The organism is Mycoplasma phocoeninasale, from assembly GCF_012934885.1.
Lineage (GTDB): Bacteria > Bacillota_I > Bacilli_A > Mycoplasmatales > Metamycoplasmataceae > Metamycoplasma > Metamycoplasma phocoeninasale.
The window spans coordinates 733005-754959 of sequence record NZ_CP051480.1 but is presented as its reverse complement, the minus strand read 5'-3'; the positions used below and the strand labels follow the sequence as shown (position 1 = coordinate 754959).

Here is a 21955-nt window from a genome sequence, read left to right as displayed (position 1 = left end):
CATGGAAGAAATAGATTACAACCCAGTTGCTAATATTAAAGTTATTGGAGTTGGTGGCGGTGGAAATAATAGTATTCAAACACTACTTGATACAAATCTTGGTGGTCTTGAATTTATCGTAGCAAATACTGATAAGCAGGCTTTGGCAAAATTCGATCAGAAATATATTCTACATTTAGGAGATAAAAGAGGTATCGGCGCTGGCGCAAAACCTGAAGTGGGAAGAGCGGCAGCAGAACTTAGTGAAGATGATATTAAAAGTCGCCTTAAGGGTGCTGACTTGGTAATAATTACAGCCGGGATGGGAGGAGGCACCGGAACTGGAGCCTCACCGGTTATTGCCAAAATTGCAAAAGAGTGCAAAGCACTAGTCGTAGCCATTATTACCACTCCATTTGATTTCGAAGGGCCTAAACGAGCAGAAATTGCCAAAGGTGGCATTGAAGAAATCAAAAAGTATGTTGATTCTTATATAGTTATTTCAAATAATAAATTGCTTTTACAATATGGAAACATTGCTTTTAACGATGCATTTAAATGCGCTAATAATGTTTTAAAACAAACAATTAGAACTTTAATAGACGTAATTGCAGTTCCCGGATTTATTAATTTAGATTTCGCGGACCTCGAAACCATTATTAAAGATAAAGGTGAGGCGGTTATCGGAATTGGACAGGCAAGTGGCGAAGATCGAGCACAAAAAGCCATTACCTCAGCAATTAGCAGTCCAATTTTGGAATCTAGTATAGTTGGAGCAAGTGACGCGATTGTTTATTTCTCTGCATCTCAAAAAGTTACCTTGAACGAAATTCAGGAAGGTTTAAAAACCATGAGGGAATTAGTTGGTAATGACATTAACATAATTTTCGGATTAACTCAAACCCAATCTGAAGAAAGCAACAAACTCGGGGAATTATTTGTGTCAGTTATTGCAACAGGACTTAAAAATAATGCTCCAAAGGTCACTAAAGATATTCAAGAAGAAATTTTTAATAATCTTAAAAATAGTGACGTTGAATTTGAAACCGAAAAGACCCGTGAATTTCTTTTAGAAAACGGAACTTTTCAACCCTATGATTTCTCATCAAATGATGATGAAATTACACAATCAAATAGTGACATGGCTGACATTTTAAAACATTAAGATGACGTCATAAATTTTAAATGATAAAGTACACCATTAACTATAAAGAGAGGCGATATTCGCCTCTTTTTTTATGCGAGGCTACCTTTTAAAAATATAGTATAATAACATTATGTATAAATTTTTTTGTAATACCTTAAAGGATGATTATTTTATATTAGATGAAGAAACGATTAAACATCTAAAAGTTATTAGAATAAAAAATGAGCCCTTTTTAATTAATTATAATAAGGAATTTTATCAGTGTAAACTATTTGGTTTAGATAAGGCCAAAATCATCAGCAAACTAAATATTAATAATGAAATTGGCCGCGAACTAGTCGTTGCCATTCCCGCTATTAAACAAGCTAACTTTGAAATTGCTATTCAAAAAGCTGTTGAATTAGGAGCGACAAAAATTATTCCTTTCATTTCTCAGTATTGCGATAAAAGCAATTTTCATTTTTTAGAAAATAGGCAGAGACTTCTAAAAATTATTAAACATGCCGCCCAACAGTCTTTTCGGAATATCATCCCCGAACTACTAGAATTATGTGACTATAAAAATGTCATAAACTATAATATTGATCTAAAATTGTTATCATATGAAAATGAAAAAAAGGTTTTTATAGAAAAAGAGGATAAAGATATCTTAATAATCGTTGGACCAGAGGGTGGTTTTTCTCCTGAGGAGATAAAAATTGCCGAATTAAATAATGTAAAAATTGTGGCGCTAACCAAAACCATTTTGCGAACTGAAACAGCGTTAATTTATATGTTAAGCAAAATTGTATAATTTTGTAGAAATTGATTTTATTATATGTTATAATGTTTAGGCAATTTATATTTTTATAAGACAAAAGGAAAAAGAAAGTATGCGTCAAACAACAATTATTAGAAAAGAAATCATTGATAAAAAATGATTCATTATCGATGCAGCCAACGTACCTCTAGGTAGACTTTCAACTCTTGTTGCTTCAATCTTACGTGGAAAAAATAAACCAACATTTACACCAAATGTTGATATGGGCGACAATGTTGTTGTAATAAATGCCAAAGATGTGCTATTAACAGCAAAAAAAGACGAAAAGAAAATTTATTATCACCACACCGGATATCCTGGTGGGCTAAAAGAAATCACTGCCGCTGAGCTAAGAGCTAAAAAACCAATTGCTTTAGTTGAAAAAGCAGTTAGAGGAATGCTACCTCACACTAAATTAGGTCGCAAACAATTTAAAAACTTGTTTGTATACGCTGATGCAAACCATAAGCAAGAAGCTCAAAAACCAATGAAGATAGAGGTTAAATAATGGCTAATAAAATTAGATATTACGGACTAGGTCGTAGAAAATCATCAGTCGCTAGAGTATATTTATTACCTGGAAAAGGAAAATTTATTATTAATGGAAAAGAAGCAAAAGAATATTTAGCTTCAGATCTACTAATAAAAGATGCTTTAAGTCCATTTGCAGTTACTGAAACAGTTGAACAATTTGATGTTCTAGCAAATGTAAATGGTGGAGGGCTAACTGGACAAGCAGGAGCTATTAGATTAGGGATTGCTCGTGGGTTAGTAGAAGCATCAAACAATGAATACCGTGGTAAATTAAAAGAAGCTGGTTTCCTAACACGTGATGCCAGAGTTAAAGAACGTAAGAAATTCGGTCTAAGAAAAGCAAGAAGAGCTAGACAATTCTCTAAACGTTAATAATTATTCAAAAGGAGATTTACATTTTATCTCCATTATTATGCGAGCGTAGCTCAGCTGGTTAGAGCACACGACTGATAATCGTGAGGTCGATGGTTCAAGTCCATTCGTTCGCACCATTTCAAGAACTACTTGACTTATTGACACATATTGTTTTAAGGCAGTATGTGTTTTTATTTTCTCTTATTTCACTATCTCAAATTTATCAATAATTTACTTAGATTAATAAAAAAGCCAAGCCAGATAATTGCCGAAATTTATGGTTAAGACTTTTAACTTTATAGAAATTAAATAATTAAAAATGCGCCGATGAGGCGCATTTCTCTATTTTCTAATATTTAGAGATTTAATGGTTTCTGAATATTTAGCGTAATCTTCATTTTTTAAGTGATTTAATAAAGCTTTACGTTGATTAACTTTAGCAATAAAACCACGCATTGAGTGTAAGTCTTTTTTATTTGTTATAAAGTGTTTTTTTAGACTTTCAATGTCTTCTGTTAAGATCGCAATTTGTACTGGTAGGTAACCGGTATCTTTGGCATTACGTCCATATTTTGCTACTAATTCAGCTTTTTTTTCTTTTGTAACCATATTTTTTCCTTTCATAACCTAGCAATAATCTTAATTATTACCAAGGAATAAAAAATTATTCATATAAATTTTATAGTATTTTGAGAAATAATAATCATTTTAGTTTTAATTTCATAAATTAAACTATTACAAGATTTAAGAAAATAACTTATACTAATTAAAGTTATAATTAAACAAATAGTGAGATAACATTTAGCTCATTAAATTAGGAACTTTCAATTAAACTTATTTATAATTATTCATGGATATAAGCCAACAGAATGATTTACTAAATTTATAATGATTTTGAACTTACTAAAAATAGGTTTATTTTATTTGTAATTAGTTGTGATAAATTCTTAACGTGAGCTTACTCAAAATTTTCATTATACATTTTCATTATCTCAAAAGCCGGAAAATTAATATGTATAATTGAATATTATTTAAAACAAAGGGGTAAAAATGAAACAAATATTTGTTCCGGATTCAACATCAATCAAAAAAGTGGACATTAAGAAACTTCATTCATCAAAATATTTAAAATTAGTTAATAATCTACTAGATATTAAAAGTCGTGGCGACAATGCTACCTTTTTTAAAATGTCAAATATTAGCACTGATTTAAAAAAAGTTGTGGGAGTTAAAAATTTAAAAACGATTTTTAGTAATTACAACTTTAAGATTGCACTAAAAAATTCTTTTGATTCAAAATCTTTAAATGATCTAAAATCAATTAACAGTCTTGAACAGTTTAGTTCTTGAGCCAAAACATATGATTTTACCATCACTATTAAGATGCAACAAAATCTGAATTTAGACGCTGAAAAATGACTAAACATTTATAAGAAAAGAATCTTTGATCAAAATAATAACTTTTTAAAATCATGAAAAACCAATGCTAAAAGAGTTGAGGAAATTTACTCTGAAACTAGCATTTGACCACTATTTATCGGAACATATTTTATTAGATATCGTCAAAATGATGTTTATTTATATGCACCATTTATTCTGAAAGCAGTAAAAATTACCTTTTTAGGCAATACTGTTTTCTTAGAAAATGCTGATGAAAATATTATTATTAATGAAAAAATTAAATATCTTGTTGAGCAGCATAGTGATAAGAGATTACCGATTCTAGTCAATGGCGAAGAAATTACCATTTCAGAGGCATTAGATAACATTCGCGCGATTGAATCAGCATATCTTAATTCTGAATACGATGTTAATGTTTTTTATGAAAACCTATTAGAATTTGAAAAATCTGATTTTTCAAATGATGGCAATTTAGAAATCAAACCTGGTGTTGCTCTATTAGAAGCTAATCCTGGAGGCACAAAATTGCGTCAGGCAATGATCAACTTAATTGAAAACGACAAAATTGATAAATTAATAAACATTGACGACCTACGTGATTATAGCAAAGAGGCATATGATAAAGCCCTTGAAAAAAATAATATCGCAAGAGTAACTCCCTCTGATTTTAGTCAGGAAAAGGCAATTATTGGAACATTAAGTAATTCATCGATTATTATCGGTCCTCCCGGAACAGGCAAATCACAAACAATAGCTAATATTCTAATTAACGTTGCTAAAAATAATAAAAGGGCTTTATTTATCTCTCAAAAAAAAGTTGCTCTTGATGTTGTTTTAAAAAGATTAGGCAAATACCAAAATATGATGTTTCAATTCTCAGAAACCGCAAAAGTAAACCGCAGCGAGAAGGAATATTTTTATAAACCAATAATTGAATATTTTAGAGAAATTAATACTGTCAATAAATACAACGAAATTGATAAATTTAATTCAAGTTTTTTTAGTAAAAATGAATTTAATTATTTAAATGCTAAATCAGAAATCGGCGAAATTTTTAATCGTGATCTAGAAGCATACCATCGCCTAAAATCAAGTGGAGAAATTAATGAAAACATTATTAATTTTGCTACATTCTACAAAATGTATAATAGCTTTAATTCGAAAAATGAATTTTTAAATATTTTTAACAATCTTGATAAATTATCCAAAAAAGAAATTGCTAATAAATTTGAATATTTATCAAAAAACAATTCAGCTGCAAAAGGATTTGATTTAAAATTTGGAAAAATGTATCAACTGGCGAAAAAAATCGCTAAATTCTATGATGAAAATTTAAAAAAATATGACATTAAAGATCTACTACAATTATCTAATTTTATTAGGCTAAAATCATTTATTGAATTCGACAAAAAAGAAAAAGAATATACTAAGTTTTTAGATTTCAAGAGCATTGATAACACTACCCCAGAACTATTGGAATTAATTTATAAAAACTCAGCATTCAAAGCTAAAAGTCGTCTCGATCAATATCGTCAACTAGGTGAAGATAAAAGACAAAAACTAAACCAATTTTTAGGTAGATTAGAGAGAAAAATATCGCCTCCTTATATTATTACCTCATTATTCAATGATATTATTAAAACTGTTTACAATATCTATGTTGGAACTCCGGAAATCTTAGGGAACTTTATTAATTTTGAAAAGGATCATTTTGATTATGTTATTTTTGATGAGGCTAGTCAGATATACATCGAAAAGGCCATTCCATTTATTTCTATAAGTGATAAGGTTATTGTTGCTGGTGATAATCAACAAATGCAACCATCTAATTGATTTTCAACCCGTGACGATACCGAAGTTGAATACAATGAGGAAGAAATCACCTCGTTACTAGACTGAGCAATTCATAACCACCTACCAAAACATCTACTTGAAATGAATTATCGTTCAAATTCGAGTGAACTTGTCTTATTTTCAAGTAAGGAGTTTTATGATTCATCACTAAAAGGTTTGGATAGCTACTCGAAAAAAGATAAAACTAGCGTGGAGGTTATTGATGTCAATGGTGAATGAATAGATAATCACAATGAAGCAGAATGTGCAAAATTAATTAGTGTGTGTGAAAAGAATTTGAAAAAATACAACTCAATTATTCTGCTAGCATTTAATCGTAAACAACAAGATTATATTAGAGAGCAAATTGCCTTATTGTCACCAAAAATCTTTGAAGTTTTAGAAGATCAAGTTATTTTAAGAAATATTGAAAACATTCAAGGTGATGAAGCTGAGCTTGTTATTGCTTCAATTGGATACACTGCCAAAACTTCACTATTTTCAACATACATTGGTTCTAAAAAAGGTAGAAATGCTCTAAATGTGGCAATAACTCGTGCAAAAGATAAAATGATTATAATCAAAAGTATTTCATCAAATGATATTGATCCAAAAAATGAAAATCTTCTAACTTTCAAACGTTGACTTAACTATATTCAGCTAAAATCAGACCGCCAAAAAATGTATATCGATGATAAAAATGCAATTCAAAACAAGAATAATAAATCTCAATTCATTTTTGAAATTAATAGCTGACTAAAAGATCAAAATTTTGCAAATGATATTAAAGTAGAACTTGATTATTGTGTTGGATCTTATAACATTGATGTGGCAATTCTAGATCTAAAAGATAACTTTATTGTTGGATTAAATATTGATGATTCATCAGCTGATGTCGATTTGAAGAGCTTTATTGATAAAAATATTAAGACAGCTTTTATCTCAACTAAAGGATACCCAATCTATCGAATTTCAAACTTTAGATTTAATGAAAATAAACCTTCAATATTCCGCTTTATTAATACACTATTAAACAAATAGCATATTACTCGCAAACGAATGGAAAGTATTTATTCTAAACTTTATTAAATGCTTAAAATTGATTGCGAGTTTTTAATATATAATATCTAAATATGATTAACATTATTTTATACCAACCGGAAATTAGTCCTAATACCGCAAATATTATTCGAACCTGTTTTTCAGGGATGGCAAAGTTACACATAATTAAGCCAATTGCCTTTGATTTACATCCTCATTGGCTGAAAAGAGGAGCGGCTGGCCATTTTTTAAGTGAAATTCAACATGAGATTCATGAAAACTATGACAAGTTTTATGAAAAATATAGCAATAAAAATATTTACTATGTTACTCGCTATGGACTAAGAAAATACACCGATGTCAACTTTAAAAGTGAATTAAAATCATCAAACGAGATCTGAATCATGTTTGGTACCGAAAGCACAGGCATTCCAAAGAGAATTATGCAAACTAACATTGCTAATTGTCTAAGAATTCCTATGAATGTTGACTGTCGCAGTCTTAACCTCGCAAATAGTGTTGCAATTATTTTATATGAAATACTAAGACAAAATGATTTTGATGGTTTATCTAGCTATGAATCACAAAAGGGCAAAGATTTTATTTTAAAAAAAGATTAAGGATACACCATGATACATTGATTCCCCGGTCATATGGCCAAACAATTTAAATTACTCAAAGAGAAATACAAAATTTTTGATTTATTTATCATAATTTTAGATAGTCGAATTCCAATATCATCCTTCAATAAAGATATTTATCAGATTGCCAATAATAAACCTATGTTGTTTATTTTTAATAAGTCTGACAAAAGTGATGTCAATAAATTGCAGGGCTTTTTAGATGACTATCGCAAATGGGGAAAAGTATTAGTAACTAATTTGAAATCAAATACCGCTTATACAAAAATTAATGCAAAATTAAATGAATTTTATGTAGAGTTAAAAAAGAAAAATGAAGCCAAAGGTAAATTAACTCCTTCTTTAAAATGTATTGTTTTAGGAGTACCCAATGTAGGAAAAAGTACCTTTATTAACTTAATGTCAAAAACTAAGTCCGCTAAGGTTGGGGCTAATGCTGGAATAACACGATCAGAGCAGTGAATTAATTGTAAAAACTATTTACTGCTAGATACACCGGGTTTACTAATGCCAAAATTAAGCGACAATGAGGTAGGTGCTAAGCTCGCCCTAGTGGGATCAATTCGCTATGAGGCCATCAATCAAAATGAATTAATTATTGAACTATATAAATTAGTTTCAAAATACTATCCGCAGCACCTTGAGAATTTGGGAATATCAGCAAGTATTGATGAAACTGAAATTTTTGAAAATATTAGCAAATTAGCACAGATAAAAAACTTTCTAGCAAAAAATAACACTTTTAATTTGGATAAGGCAATTAAATTTTTAATTATTTATTTTAAAGAACTTAATAATGTAATTTTTGATACAAAGGAAAACAATGCATAAAACAACTGAAGATTTAAAAAAATATTTCGAAGTCCAAAAACATGAAAAAATCATTGTTGATGATGATATAAATTACGTTGCAATCGGTGATTATTTCGCTTCTGGCTTTAATAGCAAAATCGGCTTTAATACAAATGGAATGCTAGAAAATGGCATGATATCAGGACTGGATTATCCTTCATTTTTTGCTAACGAATTAAGAAATAATAACTTTAAATTAAATAGTTTTTACAACCTGTCAATTCCTTCAACAAATATTGATTTTATTATGGCCTTAGTTAAAAATGATAAGAAGGAACTTCATCGCATGGAGAATCGAATCGACTTATTACAGTCAACAGATTGACATGCTAAAAACCTTTATAAAAATTATTTTACAAAGTTATTCAATGAATGAAATATTAATAAGAATGACTTTGAAATCTATCATAATTACATTAAAAATGCTAATCTAATTACTATCACCCTTGGTTTTGAAGATTTGTTTTTTAAACTACCTTTTGAAAAAATCTTTAAGCTTTCAAAGCTTGAAAAGACTAACAAAATTAAGAAAATTAATGATATCTGTAGTGAAATTCAAACTCTTGGTACCAATATTATTGAGAAATACCAAAAACTAATTGTTGAAATAAAGAATATTAATCCAAAAATTAGAATTGTCATAACCAATTACATAAAACCATTGCTTTATTTAGATCGTTTTTTTGATAGTTTTATCTGAAAGGGTGAGTCAATTAAATTCAATTTATATGACTATGCGTTTGAATGATTAAACTACATTGCTAAAATTGTTAGCTACAACACAAAAAGTAATTTTGTTGATATCTATGATGAACTATATTGACAAAGATATAAGAATAATTTATATGAAAATGTTTTTTCGCTTTTCTGCACAGAGCGAGGTTATAAAAAAGTGGCTTATGATTTATTTGCCAAGCTAGCGCTTAGAAAAGATGAGTTTATTGCTAATGATCTTAAAAATCAAGATTTTATCAATAAATACATAGAAAATCAATCATATTGAACAAAGGATATAAAATCATATAGCCAAATTCTTCAAACACCACTGCCAAATCAGCAAATGTTTAAACAAACATTTGGAGCTAATAAAAACTTTAAGATACTAACTTACTCAACAATTGAAAACAATCTATCTAATCATTTGACATCCTATTTAAATATTTCAGACTACCTAGATTTATATCTTAGATTCAGTAATTCTGATTTTGGCTTAATTTTTAAAAATACAATGCTAAATAGTTTTAATGAAATTAATGAAAAATATCAGTCAATTGAGTTAATTAAGAGTTTTTTAAATGAAAATCTTTTAGGAAAAAAAATTATTTTACCTCTATTTAAGCAAAATAAAATTGATAAGATTCTCTTCATTTTACAAATTGAATTAAAAGATGATAATGATTTCTTTGACATTGACTATTTATACTTAAAGAATAAGATCATTAAAATTATTCGTAGTAATCAAAATGATATCTATAGCATTTTCAAATTATTCTTCAGCTCAGGAATTATTAATGAAAAGAAAACAGAAATAAAAAATATTGCAATATCTTTTGTTAAAGACATTATGAATACTAATTTTCTAGAACATTTTGTTAATTTTCAAAATGACCAAAAATTCAAAATTATTAGAGAGTATTTATCAAGTCTAAAGTCATTTGAACAGCTAATTGACTTTGTTGTGGAAAACATTATTAACTACTCAAGTGGATATTCTAAATTAAATAATTTTGATGAACTATGAAATATTTTTATAGTTAAGAATAAATTCAAATTACTAGCTTTCTTGCACCGGATCTTTAATGAAATTAGTGGTGATGAAAATATTGAAAAAACTACTGATTTCTTAGTTGAAACCATTAAAGTTACCAGAAGACTTAAGAATTTTAAACCAAGCAGCGAAAGAGCAATTAAGAGCACTATTTTAGAAACTCTAAATCTTCTACGGACCAATCCTGTGTTCTTGAAAAATTGCTTTCAAATTTTGCTTAAAAATGTCAAAAATTTATCGCTATATAATTTATTTTTAAATGGTAAGGCGACAGGACTAAATTTAAAATTTCACAATTTTATTACATTAAATAATAATTTTATTATTTCAATTAAAGTAATCAAAGCTCTAAATAAAATTAAAAAACTTATCAAAAAAAATTAAGATTTAAAAATACAGCATTTATTTTGCCGTATTTTTTTAATTAGTTTATTTGAAATTCTCTGCGTATATAATCTTAAAAATCAGGTGTGCCTGGCTTCATTTTTAGATTACCGGCTGCTAATTCTTTCATTTGTTTAGCCATTCTTTCAAAATCAGTAACTAACATATTAAATTCGCGCGCTGACCTTCCGCTACCTTGTAGAATACGTTGTTTTCTAGAAGCATTCTTTAGTAATCGAGGATTTTTTTTCTCAACTTCAGTCATTGAATTAATTAAATATGTATAAATCTTGAATTTTTCTTCTGCTTCTTCAATTTTTTCGTCGTTAATCTTATCTGAAATTCCTGGAATCATTTTTAAAATTGATTTCATTTTGCCAAGTTTTTTAATCTGTGATAAACTGTTCATCAAATCGCTTAAATCAAATTTACCGGTCATCATTTTATAACCAATTTTCTTTACCATTTTCTCATCAACTTCTTCACTAGCTTTTTCGATTAAACTTAGCACATCTCCCATTCCTAGAATTCTGTCAGCCATACGGTCTGGATGAAATACTTCAAGTCCATTTAACTTTTCGCTATTACCAATAAAAACAATTGGGATTTTAAGAAGATGAGTTACACTAAGGGCAGCACCACCACGGGCATCGCTATCTAGTTTGGTAATAATTGTTCCATCAACTACTAATTCCTCATGGAATTTTTTAGCGGTATTAATAACATCTTGCCCACTCATGGCATCAATAACTAAAAAGATATAATCGGGTTTTATCGCCTTTTTAACATTCTTTAATTCTTCCATCAATGATTCATCAATTGCTAAACGTCCAGCAGTATCGATAATTACTAAATCATTTTTATTTTTTTTGGCTTCTTCAACTGCTTCTTGTGCGATTTTTACTGCATCATTCTCTTCACTTGTAAAAAAGTCAGTTTGAGTCTGTTTAGCTAGTTGTTTAAGCTGTTCACGGGCAGCAGGACGATAGATATCATCCCCCACTAGTAGAGGACTTCTTCCGACATTTTTTTTCTTTAAGAAAACTGAAAGTTTAGCTGAAGTTGTTGTCTTTCCTGATCCTTGTAAACCGATCATCATAATCTTAGTGGGAACATTTTTTAGTTTAACCTCACAAGTTTTAATCCCTAAAATATTTGTCAATTCATCTTTAAATATTTTTAGCACGGTTTGTTGTTGATTCAATTTTCCAATAATTTGACTATCAAGAGCCTTTTCTTTAACTTGTTTTGTAAAAGCTTTTACAACCTCTAAATTAACGTCAGCTTCTAGTAAAGCTATTTTTACCTCTCGCAAAACTTCTAAAATGTCCTCTTCATTGATTGACATTTTCTTGTTTATTTTTTGCATTGATTTTTGCATTCTTTTTTGTATAAAATCTAACATGCTATTATTATATATCATGTTTAAATATCAAACTCAAAAAGAATAAATAGTTTATATTTAATTTCAACTTAAAAATTTATTCTCGGTTTGTGGTAAAATTGCAATATTATTAGCTTATAAATATAATATGGGGTTTTCTTATATGCAAAAAAATGAAAAAAAAAATATTCAAGAAATAATTAATCATTTAAAAACTTCCGGATTTGTCTACCAAAATTCGGAAATTTATGGTGGCTTAGTAAACACATGAGACTATGGACCTTTAGCATTGCCAATTTTAAATGCCATAAAAAAATACTGAATCAGGGAATTTATTACTAGGGAAGGTAATTTTCAAATTGATTCAAAAATCATCATGAACCCAAACGTTTGAAAAGCAAGTAGGCATACAAGTAATTTTTCGGACTTTTTAATTGAAAACAAAATTAACAAAAAAAGATATCGGGCTGATCACATTGTTAAAGATTTATTTCCAGATATCAATGTTGAAAAAGCAACATTTGAAGAACTAGAAAAAATTATCAAAGATCATGTTAAAGAGTATGATAACTCAAAATGTGATTGAGGCTCTATACGTCCATTTAATTTAATGTTTAAAACTCAAATTGGTGCTATTGATAGTTCAGCGGCTGAAACATACCTTAGACCAGAAACTGCTCAGGGGATTTTTATTAACTTTAAAAATGTAACTAGAACTATGAGAGCGAAGCTACCTTTTGGAATCGGTCAAATAGGCAAAAGTTTTAGGAATGAAATTACGCCACGAGATTTTATTTTTAGAACTAGAGAATTTGAACAAATGGAATTAGAATTCTTTTGCAATGAGAGCGATAGTGACAAGTACTATAAATATTGAATTTCCAAATGCAAAGACTTTGTTAAATTTTTGGGACTTAATCCCAAAAATATTCGGGTACGTGAACATGAATCTGAAGAATTAAGCCACTATTCAAAGGGAACAAGCGATATTGAGTACCTGTTTCCTTTTGGGTGAGGTGAGCTACTTGGAATTGCAAATCGTGGTAACTATGATTTGACCCAACATATGAAATTCTCACAAGAGTCATTAGAATACCTTGACGAAAAAGGCGAAAAAATTACTCCTTATGTAATCGAACCCTCAATTGGTCTCGACAGACTGTTGCTTGCGCTGATTATTGATTCATATGAAGTTGAAAAGCTAGATAATGATGACAGTAGAGTAGTTCTTAAACTAGATTACAATATTGCGCCAGTACAATTAGCAATTTTTCCATTGATGAAAAAATTAAACGAAAAAGCTAAAGCAATATATGACGAAATGTTAAAAAATTCGACAATCAGAATTATTTATGATGAAAGTGGTTCAATCGGAAAAAGATATCGCAGACAAGATGCCATTGGTACTCCTTTTGCAATAACAATAGACTTTGAAACAGTTGAAAACAATACCGTAACAATTAGAAATCGAGACACAATGGTTCAAGAGCGAATTTCAATTAGTGAAATTAGAAATTATTTAGCAAAATATATGAAATAGGCGCAATGTTAGAAGAAAAAAATGTTTGAGATTTAGTATTATCCAAAATCGACATTGTCGATATCATATCAGAACATATTTCCTTGACTAAACAAGGAAAAAATTTTAAAGCGTGCTGCCCTTTCCACGGTGAAAAAACCCCTTCATTTGTGGTGAGTCCCGAAAAGCAGTTCTTTAAATGTTTTGGATGTGGCAAAAGTGGAAATGTCCTAAAATTTGTTGAATACTATAAAAAAATCACCTCTCTCGAAGCTTTAAAGGAATTAGCTAAAAAAGCGAACATCGAAATTGAGGATCACTTCAAAAATTGACATGATAATTCGCTATCCAGTGAGGCTGAAGATTTAATTAAATTAAACAAGGATGCATCAGTCTTTTTTCAATATGAAATGCTTGTTACAAAAAATACTGATCTAGAAAGTTTTTTAGAAAAACGAAAATTGACAAAGGACCTAATTAAAGAATTTGAAATTGGATATGCAAGTAGTGAGAAGAGTTTCTATAAATATGCCATCGAAAAAGATCATAAAATTTTTACAATTGCTAATTCATCATTGATTGCAGCTAAAAATGAAAGAAATTTCTTTAATAATCGTTTAATATTTCCAATTAAAGATGAACATGGCAATACTGTTGCTTTCTCCGGCAGGGCAATTAGTGATAGTGATAACCCTAAATATTTAAATAGCTCTGAAACTAAACTATTTAAAAAACATAAAGTTTTATTTAATTACTACCATGCTAAAGATGAAATTTTAAAAACTAATGAAGTGTATTTGCTTGAGGGACAATTCGATTGTATTGCTCTATATAAAATCGAAATTAAAAACTCAGTGGCAGTGATGGGAACGTCGCTTTCATATGACCAAATTAAATTTTTTAAAAACTGTAAAATAATTTTATTTTTTGATAATGATGCAGCCGGAATTAAGGCGACTGTAAAGAATCTAAAGATTATTCTCTATTATGCAAAAGATTTAAACATAACACCCTATTTCATTGATAACGAGCTAAAAAAAGATGCTGATGAAATTTACAATCTTGATGAAGGTAAGTCACTTAAAGAGTTGTGTGCGAAAAAAATAGATTTACTTGCCTATTTATATAATGAATTTGAAAAAAACAATAAAAATCAATCAATTGATGAGAATGAACGATTCAAGAAAAATTGCGAATTATTTGAGATAATGTTTTATTTAAATGATCAGTTTAAGCTTACTTTAAAAAATCGTTTAATTGAAAAAAAGATATTCGCATCTGAAATTTATAGAAATTATGAATTGAATTTCATAAAACCAAACTTTCCTTCGGATCCTAATTTTGTTTCAAATCTGACACAAGAATCAAAGAAAAAAATCGCTGGCTTTTCACGGCATGCAACTAAATTAAATAATGATTTTGTCATGCCGGATGAGGTCATTAATAATTTTGATGTTTTTGAATATCAAATTGCTAATAGTAATAGAAAAATAATAAATAGCAATGTCCGAAGTCATAATTCCAAAGCAAAAAATAGTTCTTTAATGTTTGGGCGTTCATTAAGCTTTGCTTTGATTATTAAAGCAATATTACAACAACCTAATTTTTTAAAAAATTGAGATAAGTCGGTATTTGTTCGGCTTAAAGTCGATGAAAATAATCAAAGTAATAAAGAGCTAATCTGTTATGTCATTAACATAATCAAATCAAACAACTATTTAAATGAAAATAACCTTATAGAACTTATAAAAAATGACAGTAATCTAAACGAAGATAAAAAAAATAAATTTATTCAAATAATAATGAATTTAAAAACGATTAATAACGAATTTAGTCAAGAAAAATTTGATACCCAGGTAAACAATTTAGTTCAAAATAATAAAACCTATAAAAAAATAATCCATTAAGTCAAGTGAGAGAAGAAAGGAAAGATATGAAATCTAATTCGAAAGTAAAAGAGAATTTAATTGAAGTTAGCAATGATGAAATGAAAAGTTCAATTGATACTATTATCGATGTCATTAAGGAGGAGCACAAAAAGGCCCTAAAGAAAAATAAAAAATATTTGACTCAAGATGATGTTTTCAAAATTATCGAGAAAAAGAAATTATATATTGATGATGCTGAAGCTGGCGAAATCATTGAAAAACTAATTAAAAATAAAATCATTGAAGATGAAGTTGATAGTGGTGACAATGAAGATATTATGTTGGAAGAAAAAGAACTTCAAGACGACGAGGAATCTTTTGACGAAGAAAAGCTAAAAGAAATCGATGAAGAAATAATTGATGAAGACATTGATGTTGAAACTGAATATGACGATAGTAGCATTATCATGAAAACCGATGATCTTGATTTACAAGAAGAAGAATACGATGAAGATGCAAAATACATCGCCAAAGATGGTTTTGATTATGAAGATGAAGAAGAAATCAATTATGATCTAGATGATGAATATGATGAGCATGAATATCAACCAAAATCTTCTAAAAAAGAATTTGAAGTTAATAAACTACTAAAAGAATATGATGGAGACGACATCAAAATACAAAATGATAAAGAAAACGTCACAGCTGATAATGTTTTGGCTAACCGCTTAACTGAAACAAATGACATTGTTAAATGATATATGCGTTGAATTGGTAAATATGGTAAATTGCTAACTCCTAAAGAAGAAAGAGAACTGGCTATTAAAATGCAAGAAGCTAAAGATGCGGGCAATACCTATCGTTATAAAAAAGCTCGTGATATGTTAGTTAAAAGGAACTTAAGACTTGTAATTAACAATGCCAAAAGATACAAAAACCGTGGACTTTCTTTCATTGACTTAATTTCAGAGGGAAATTCAGGTATTATGAAATCGGTATCAAAATATGACTACACAAAAGGTTTTAAATTTTCAACATATGCTACTTGATGAATTCGGCAAGCAATCACTAGAGCAGTTGCTGATCAGGCAAGAACTGTTAGAGTGCCTGTGCATATGGTTGAAACAATTAATAAAATTTTAAAAATAGAAAGAGAATTGCAGCAAGAAAATGGCTATGCCCCTTCAGATGAAGAAATTGCTAAAAAATATGGCGGGGATTTTACTGCTGATAAAGTTAGATACATCAGAAAAATTAACATTGACCCAATAAGTCTTGATAAAAATATTGGTAAAGAAGAAAATTCAAGTTTTTCAGATTTCGTTAGAGATGAAAGCGTTATTTCTCCTACTAATTTTGCTAGTCGTGAGGAATTAAGCGTAATTTTAAATGAAATGATTGAAGAAGGCTTAAATGATGTTGCCGACCGTGAATTAATTCGTAAGCGTTATGGAATTAATGACCTAAAAGGGAATAATTACTACCCACACACTCTAGATGAATTAGCAGAGGAGTTAGGTGTAACCAAAGAAAAAGTTAGACAAATCGAAACTAAAATTCTAAGGAAATTAAAACACCCACAAAAACGTAAAAAATTAAAAGAGTTCTTTATTAATGAAAGTTACGATTTAGATTAATTCATTTAAAACTAAAAGATAAAAGTTAAGGAAAATTATGATTAAATTAGGAAGTCACATTTCATTTAAAAAACCCGATTACTTAATTAGTGCAATCGAAGAGAGTTTGGATAATGGTGCCAATGCCATGATGATTTATTTGGGTCCGCCGCAAACCACAATGAGAGTTGATCCATCGCAGTACAATTATGATAAGTATCTAAAAAAATATTCTTCAATAATTCCTTCTGAAAATATTGTCGTTCACGCTCCATACATTGTTAATCCTTCTAGTCCATCTAAATATAAATTTGCTGTTGATTTTTTAGCGTCTGAAATTAATAGAATGAATACTATTGGTGCAAAATACTTAGTATTACACCCTGGCTCATCAACTGAGTTTACAAAAGAAGAGGCCTTGAATACTTTAGTGAAAAGCCTAAGGCGAATCATTGAACTAACTTCTGATGTCGTGATCTGCCTGGAAACAATGGCCGGCAAGGGTTCACAAGTCTGTTCTTCTTTTTCAGAGATTGATAAAGTAATTAAAGAGGTCAATAGTGAGCGTGTTGCAATCTGCCTTGATACATGCCATGTCTGAGATGCTGGCTATAATATTAAAAATTATGAAGAATTCAAATCTCATTTAATTAAACATGACTACCTTAAACATATTAAAGTAATTCACTTAAATGATTCATTAAATGAACTAGGTTCTAAAAAAGACCGCCATGCTAATTTAAATAACGGCTTTATTGGTCTTAATACCTTAAAGAAATTTGTTTTTGATAAAGATTTCGAAAACATACCAATAATTCTTGAAACTCCCTATGTCAACAATCAACCAATTTATAAACAAGAAATTGAAATGCTATTGGATGGCGTCAAACTAATTAATGGAACACAGGAACAAGAAAAGTTATTTTAAAAATCTTACCGACGTACCGGTAAGATTTTTTTATTGGTGTTTTTCTACTTCTGATTGGAAGTAAGGTAGATAATTTTCATAGACGCTATTTTTTAATTTGTCAACAGGAATGAAATCCAAAGCTGCTCCATTAATGCAGTATCTTAATCCACCACGTGCTCTCGGACCATCTTCGAAAACATGGCCTAAGTGTGAATCTTGAATACGTGATGTAGTTTCAATACGATTCATATTGTGTGACAAGTCTTGGTTGTAGCTAATTGAATCGGTAGTGATCCCTTTAGTGAATGAAGGTCAACCACATCCTGAATCAAACTTATCATCGCTAATAAATAGTGCTTCTTTACTAATCTTATCAACAAATAAACCAATAGATTTTTCATCATTTAAATAAGATGTAAAAGGTCTTTCAGTGGCCTTTTCTAACATTACACTTTTCGAAAGTTCATCTAACCCTAATTTATCAATCTCATTTATTTGAAGCTTCTTAAATTTTGAAAGTGGAACTGATAAATTACTTAAGTTGATGTGACAGTATCCACCTGGATGTTTTTCTAGGTATCTTTGGTGATTTTCTTCAGCAACAATAAAGTTCCTTAATTCTTGAACTTCAATTACTGTTTTTTTATTGTCGTGTTGCTTTTCATATATCTCTAAAGTCAATAGTGCACATTTGCGACTATAATCATCAACATAGTAAATCCCACTTCGGTATTGTCTTCCGATATCATTACCTTGTTTATTAATTGAATATGGGTTTACTAGCAGTAAAAATCTTTCTAAGATTTCAGCTAAATTTATCACATTAGGATTATATTCGATTTCAACAGTTTCGGCGTGATCGGTGTTTTTAATTTGATAGTAGCTTGTTTCATTGGTAATTCCATTTGCGTATCCCACTTGTGTACTAATTACACCTCTAATTTTTGAAAAATATGCTTCCATTCCTCAAAAACATCCACCTGCTAAATATATTTTTTTAGTCATAAAACTCCTCATTTTTTGTTCTATTAAACATATTACTTTTGAAAAGTAATCATATTAATTATAAAGTTTTTATTAAACAAATAATAAAAAAATATCTTAGTGACTTAAGATATTTTTAATGTTGGATTTATTCCATGCTACTCAAAATTTTATAACCTTCACTTGTTACTAAAATTGTATCTTCGATTCTGGCACCGCCAAGTCCTTCAACGTATATTCCAGGCTCAACGGTTATAATCATGCCTTCTTCTAATGTCACGCTTTCTTTTCCACGACCAACGCCAGGAAGTTCATGAACATCAATTCCAACACCATGACCAGTTGAATGGATAAAGAATTTTCCGTATCCTTTGCTGTCGATATAATCTCTACAAATTTTATCAATTTCATTTGCACCGATGCCAGCTTTAATAGCTTCAATTCCTAGTTTTTGTGCTTCCGTTACAATTTCTAGAATTTCAACTAGTTCTTTTTCTTTTGGTTTTCCAAAGAAAAATGTTCTAGTGATATCACTAGCAAAACCTTTAAATTGAGCTCCAAAATCGATTTTAACAATGTCACCATCACTTAGTTTTCTATTAGTTGGGTGATGGTGTGGTTCAGCAGCATTTGAACCAAAGGCAACAATGGTATCAAAACTTTCTTTTTCAGCACCAAATAGTCGCATTAGATATCCTAATTTATTTGAAACTTCAAGTTCAGTTATTCCTTCAATCAACACCTTTTTAAGTTCTTCAAAAGCTTGTAAAGAAATTAAACATGCTTCTTTTATTTTTTCAATTTCTTCTTCATCTTTTAAAATTCTCATTTGTTGTGCTGATAATGAAATTTGTTCTGATTTAGGCAAAATTGATTTTAAATAATCTAAGTTCTCAAGAGTTGCATATTCTTTTTCAACACCAATTTTTGGATAATTTTTTTTGGCTAAAAAAGTTTTAAAACTTTCCCCTTCTAACAAGTGAACTTCCACATTTTTTGCATTTTTAGTTACATATTCAATGTATCTACCATCAACAAAAAGATGAGCTTTATCATGTTCGATTACTAAATATCCATCTGAAGTTTGAACATTTGCATATCACAAACGAGTTTGTGGAGAAATAGAAATAATTGCATCTATTTTGGTTTCTTTAAAAATATCTTCTAGTTTTGTTTTTAGCATTTTTCTACCTCTTTAAATTATTTTTTCTCTTTATGAGATGTATGAGAATTACATTTAGGACAGTATTTTGTGACTTCCATTTTATCAGGATGCAATTTCTTGTTTTTCTTGGTTATGTAGTTTTCCATTTTACAAGTTTCACATCTTAAGGTTAATCCTTCTCTTGGCATACATGCACCTCCTATTTAATATCATCAATTAAGTATATTGAATATTATAAATGTTTTTTGTTTTATTGTTTATTAATAATAAAAATCTTATTTTAATCAAAAAATGGATCATCAACAATTTCGTCAGCAGTCTTTGGTTCTTTTTGGACGTTAGTAGTGTTTTGATTATTAATTTCTTTACTTGCTTTGTTATCTTCGCTTTCAACTTTTTTGGCAGTTTCTTCTCTAGATGAGGTTGTATTTTTGTTGTTTGAATCATCGGCATTTGACTTAGCGGGTGTATGGCTGCCTTCATTAAGAGCATTTCTAATTCCCTTTAAGTATTTAGACATATAAATTATCCCACTAATTCAGGCAATAATTAAACCTAAAATTAAAGGAATGTTGGCGTAGAATTTTAAGTTTTTATCACCATTTGGTTTTAAAGCTTCCCCGGCTAGTCATGGTCCAGCAAATGCCACTATAATTAACGCGGCAGAAACAATGATTGTTTTAACCTTACCTCATCAATTAGCTGCCACTTTAATATCTTTTTTAGAAGCGTATACCCTTGAACCATCAACCATGATATCTCTAATAATAAATAGCACAACGATTGGCAAGTAACTATAGTTAGCAATTGCTAAAAATATCATCATTAATGTTGTGGCGATTTTGTCAGCAATCGGATCAAATACCTTTCCGAATGCTGATACAGTATTAGTCTTTCGGGCATAATATCCGTCGACAAAATCAGTAATCATTGCCGCTATAAATAAAGCCACATTAAGTCAATACATAATTGACAATGATAATGAATGTTTATTATCGGATACAATTTTTATTCCAGAATACGCAAACGGTCCTCCGCCACTTAAAATTAGCGCTGAAGAAGCTGATAAAATACAAATAAATGGAATCATAATTAGCATTCTTGTCACTGTCAGTCAATTTGCTATTCCAAATTTTGATTTTATTTTTTTAGCTTCTAATTTTGAACTATTGACGCTTTTATTCATAATATTTCTCCACGATTGACTTTCTAACTAGTTCTAAATACTCTGATTTCTTATTTCCTTCAGGAACAGCATCATACTGTTGTTTGAAAAATTCCAAAGTTTCAGGAATTTTTTTATCCCATAAATTACATTGCACTAAATTGATATTTTCAACATTTTTAATAAAAGTTTTATATTCATCTTTTTCTAAAAATGAACTAGAAAAATCATTACGATTAGCAAGTTTCACTAGTAATTTTTTAGAGCCTTCCTTAATTTCGCCCATTTTTCTTTTTGAGCTACCATTCATAAAACTTTCTAATTCCTTTTGAGTAAATTCGATAATTTCTTGAAAACTTAAGATATATTCATAGTATAAAGATAAAGTTTTTTTGGCCTTAATCTTCTCGGCCTTTTCCGCGCGCTTTTTGTATATTTTTCCCTTTACAATCTTTCAGATAATGTAAGCAACCAATGCCAAAAGAAGAATTGCAAGCAAGCTATATAGAATTGAATTACCAATTCCCCCAGAAGGTTTAGCTTCAGTTGTTTCAGCAAAATTTGCTAAAGAATTATTCATGTTACTCCTTAATATATCGAAATTAAATTAT

General features: G+C 29.3%; 19 protein-coding genes and 1 tRNA gene. 13 read left to right on the top strand and 7 right to left on the bottom strand.

The features are described 5' to 3' along the window. Nucleotide 1 precedes the first annotated feature (1 nt). The 5 genes from ftsZ to HGG64_RS03050 all read left to right on the top strand — a co-directional run bounded on the left by ftsZ (nt 2) and on the right by HGG64_RS03050 (nt 2950). Nucleotides 2-1144 carry a cell division protein FtsZ gene (gene ftsZ, locus HGG64_RS03070; protein WP_169580485.1) on the top strand — a complete coding sequence of 381 codons (1143 nt, stop codon included), beginning with the start codon at nt 2-4 and terminating at the stop codon, nt 1142-1144. 112 nt (nt 1145-1256) lie between these two features. Next, on the top strand, nt 1257-1919 hold the full coding sequence (locus HGG64_RS03065) for a 16S rRNA (uracil(1498)-N(3))-methyltransferase (RefSeq protein ID WP_169580484.1): 663 nt from the start codon (nt 1257-1259) through the stop codon (nt 1917-1919). Nucleotides 1920-1998: 79 nt separating this feature from the next. Beyond that, nucleotides 1999-2433 carry a 50S ribosomal protein L13 gene (gene rplM / locus HGG64_RS03060; protein ID WP_169580483.1) on the top strand — a complete coding sequence of 145 codons (435 nt, stop codon included), beginning with the start codon at nt 1999-2001 and terminating at the stop codon, nt 2431-2433. Next, nucleotides 2433-2831, top strand: a complete 399-nt coding sequence (gene rpsI / locus HGG64_RS03055; protein WP_169580482.1) for a 30S ribosomal protein S9 — start codon at nt 2433-2435, stop codon at nt 2829-2831. The genes rplM and rpsI overlap by 1 nt, the downstream gene beginning before the upstream one ends. A 42-nt stretch (nt 2832-2873) precedes the next feature. Further along, nucleotides 2874-2950 (top strand) — tRNA-Ile (locus HGG64_RS03050). Nucleotides 2951-3155: 205 nt separating this feature from the next. Here HGG64_RS03050 and rpsO read toward each other — a convergent pair. After that, on the bottom strand, nt 3156-3422 hold the full coding sequence (gene rpsO, locus HGG64_RS03045; RefSeq protein WP_169580481.1) for a 30S ribosomal protein S15: 267 nt from the start codon (nt 3420-3422) through the stop codon (nt 3156-3158). Between the two features lie 441 nt (nt 3423-3863). Here rpsO and HGG64_RS03040 point away from each other — a divergent pair, with 441 nt between their 5' ends. The 4 genes from HGG64_RS03040 to HGG64_RS03025 all read left to right on the top strand — a co-directional run bounded on the left by HGG64_RS03040 (nt 3864) and on the right by HGG64_RS03025 (nt 10733). Continuing rightward, nucleotides 3864-7088, top strand: coding sequence for a DEAD/DEAH box helicase (locus HGG64_RS03040; RefSeq protein WP_169580480.1), 3225 nt, complete (start codon nt 3864-3866; stop codon nt 7086-7088). Nucleotides 7089-7180: 92 nt separating this feature from the next. Beyond that, nucleotides 7181-7708, top strand: a complete 528-nt coding sequence (locus tag HGG64_RS03035) for a tRNA (cytidine(34)-2'-O)-methyltransferase (protein ID WP_169580479.1) — start codon at nt 7181-7183, stop codon at nt 7706-7708. Between the two features lie 9 nt (nt 7709-7717). Then, complete coding sequence (gene ylqF / locus HGG64_RS03030; protein WP_169580478.1) at nt 7718-8560, top strand: ribosome biogenesis GTPase YlqF; 843 nt, start codon at nt 7718-7720, stop codon at nt 8558-8560. Next, nucleotides 8553-10733, top strand: coding sequence for an SGNH/GDSL hydrolase family protein (locus HGG64_RS03025; protein ID WP_169580477.1), 2181 nt, complete (start codon nt 8553-8555; stop codon nt 10731-10733). Before ylqF ends, HGG64_RS03025 begins: the two co-directional genes overlap by 8 nt. A 73-nt stretch (nt 10734-10806) precedes the next feature. Here the strand turns inward: HGG64_RS03025 and ffh are convergent, their stop codons facing one another. Next, on the bottom strand, nt 10807-12138 hold the full coding sequence (gene ffh / locus HGG64_RS03020; RefSeq protein ID WP_169580476.1) for a signal recognition particle protein: 1332 nt from the start codon (nt 12136-12138) through the stop codon (nt 10807-10809). Nucleotides 12139-12280: 142 nt separating this feature from the next. Here ffh and HGG64_RS03015 point away from each other — a divergent pair, with 142 nt between their 5' ends. From HGG64_RS03015 to HGG64_RS03000, 4 genes are read left to right on the top strand one after another with little or no spacing between them, the layout of a single operon-like run. Further along, the gene (locus HGG64_RS03015; RefSeq protein WP_169580475.1) at nt 12281-13657 is read left to right on the top strand and encodes a glycine--tRNA ligase; all 1377 of its coding nucleotides are present in this window, start codon (nt 12281-12283) and stop codon (nt 13655-13657) included. 5 nt (nt 13658-13662) lie between these two features. After that, nucleotides 13663-15543, top strand: a complete 1881-nt coding sequence (gene dnaG, locus HGG64_RS03010) for a DNA primase (protein ID WP_169580474.1) — start codon at nt 13663-13665, stop codon at nt 15541-15543. A 26-nt stretch (nt 15544-15569) separates the two neighbouring features. Next, complete coding sequence (locus HGG64_RS03005) at nt 15570-17141, top strand: RNA polymerase sigma factor (protein WP_272873017.1); 1572 nt, start codon at nt 15570-15572, stop codon at nt 17139-17141. A 37-nt stretch (nt 17142-17178) separates the two neighbouring features. Then, complete coding sequence (locus tag HGG64_RS03000) at nt 17179-18048, top strand: deoxyribonuclease IV (RefSeq protein ID WP_169580473.1); 870 nt, start codon at nt 17179-17181, stop codon at nt 18046-18048. Nucleotides 18049-18078: 30 nt separating this feature from the next. On the opposite strand, the gene msrB is transcribed toward HGG64_RS03000, so the two are convergent. The 5 genes from msrB to HGG64_RS02975 form a co-directional block, all read right to left on the bottom strand. After that, nucleotides 18079-19035, bottom strand: coding sequence for a peptide-methionine (R)-S-oxide reductase MsrB (gene msrB, locus HGG64_RS02995; protein WP_169580472.1), 957 nt, complete (start codon nt 19033-19035; stop codon nt 18079-18081). A 127-nt stretch (nt 19036-19162) separates the two neighbouring features. After that, nucleotides 19163-20197 carry an aminopeptidase P family protein gene (locus HGG64_RS02990; protein ID WP_169580471.1) on the bottom strand — a complete coding sequence of 345 codons (1035 nt, stop codon included), beginning with the start codon at nt 20195-20197 and terminating at the stop codon, nt 19163-19165. Nucleotides 20198-20214: 17 nt separating this feature from the next. Beyond that, complete coding sequence (gene rpmG, locus HGG64_RS02985) at nt 20215-20367, bottom strand: 50S ribosomal protein L33 (protein WP_169580470.1); 153 nt, start codon at nt 20365-20367, stop codon at nt 20215-20217. A gap of 92 nt (nt 20368-20459) precedes the next feature. Beyond that, nucleotides 20460-21365, bottom strand: a complete 906-nt coding sequence (gene pgsA, locus HGG64_RS02980) for a CDP-diacylglycerol--glycerol-3-phosphate 3-phosphatidyltransferase (protein ID WP_169580469.1) — start codon at nt 21363-21365, stop codon at nt 20460-20462. Further along, complete coding sequence (locus HGG64_RS02975) at nt 21358-21924, bottom strand: MHJ_0274 family protein (protein ID WP_169580468.1); 567 nt, start codon at nt 21922-21924, stop codon at nt 21358-21360. The genes pgsA and HGG64_RS02975 overlap by 8 nt, the downstream gene beginning before the upstream one ends. Nucleotides 21925-21955 lie beyond the last annotated feature (31 nt).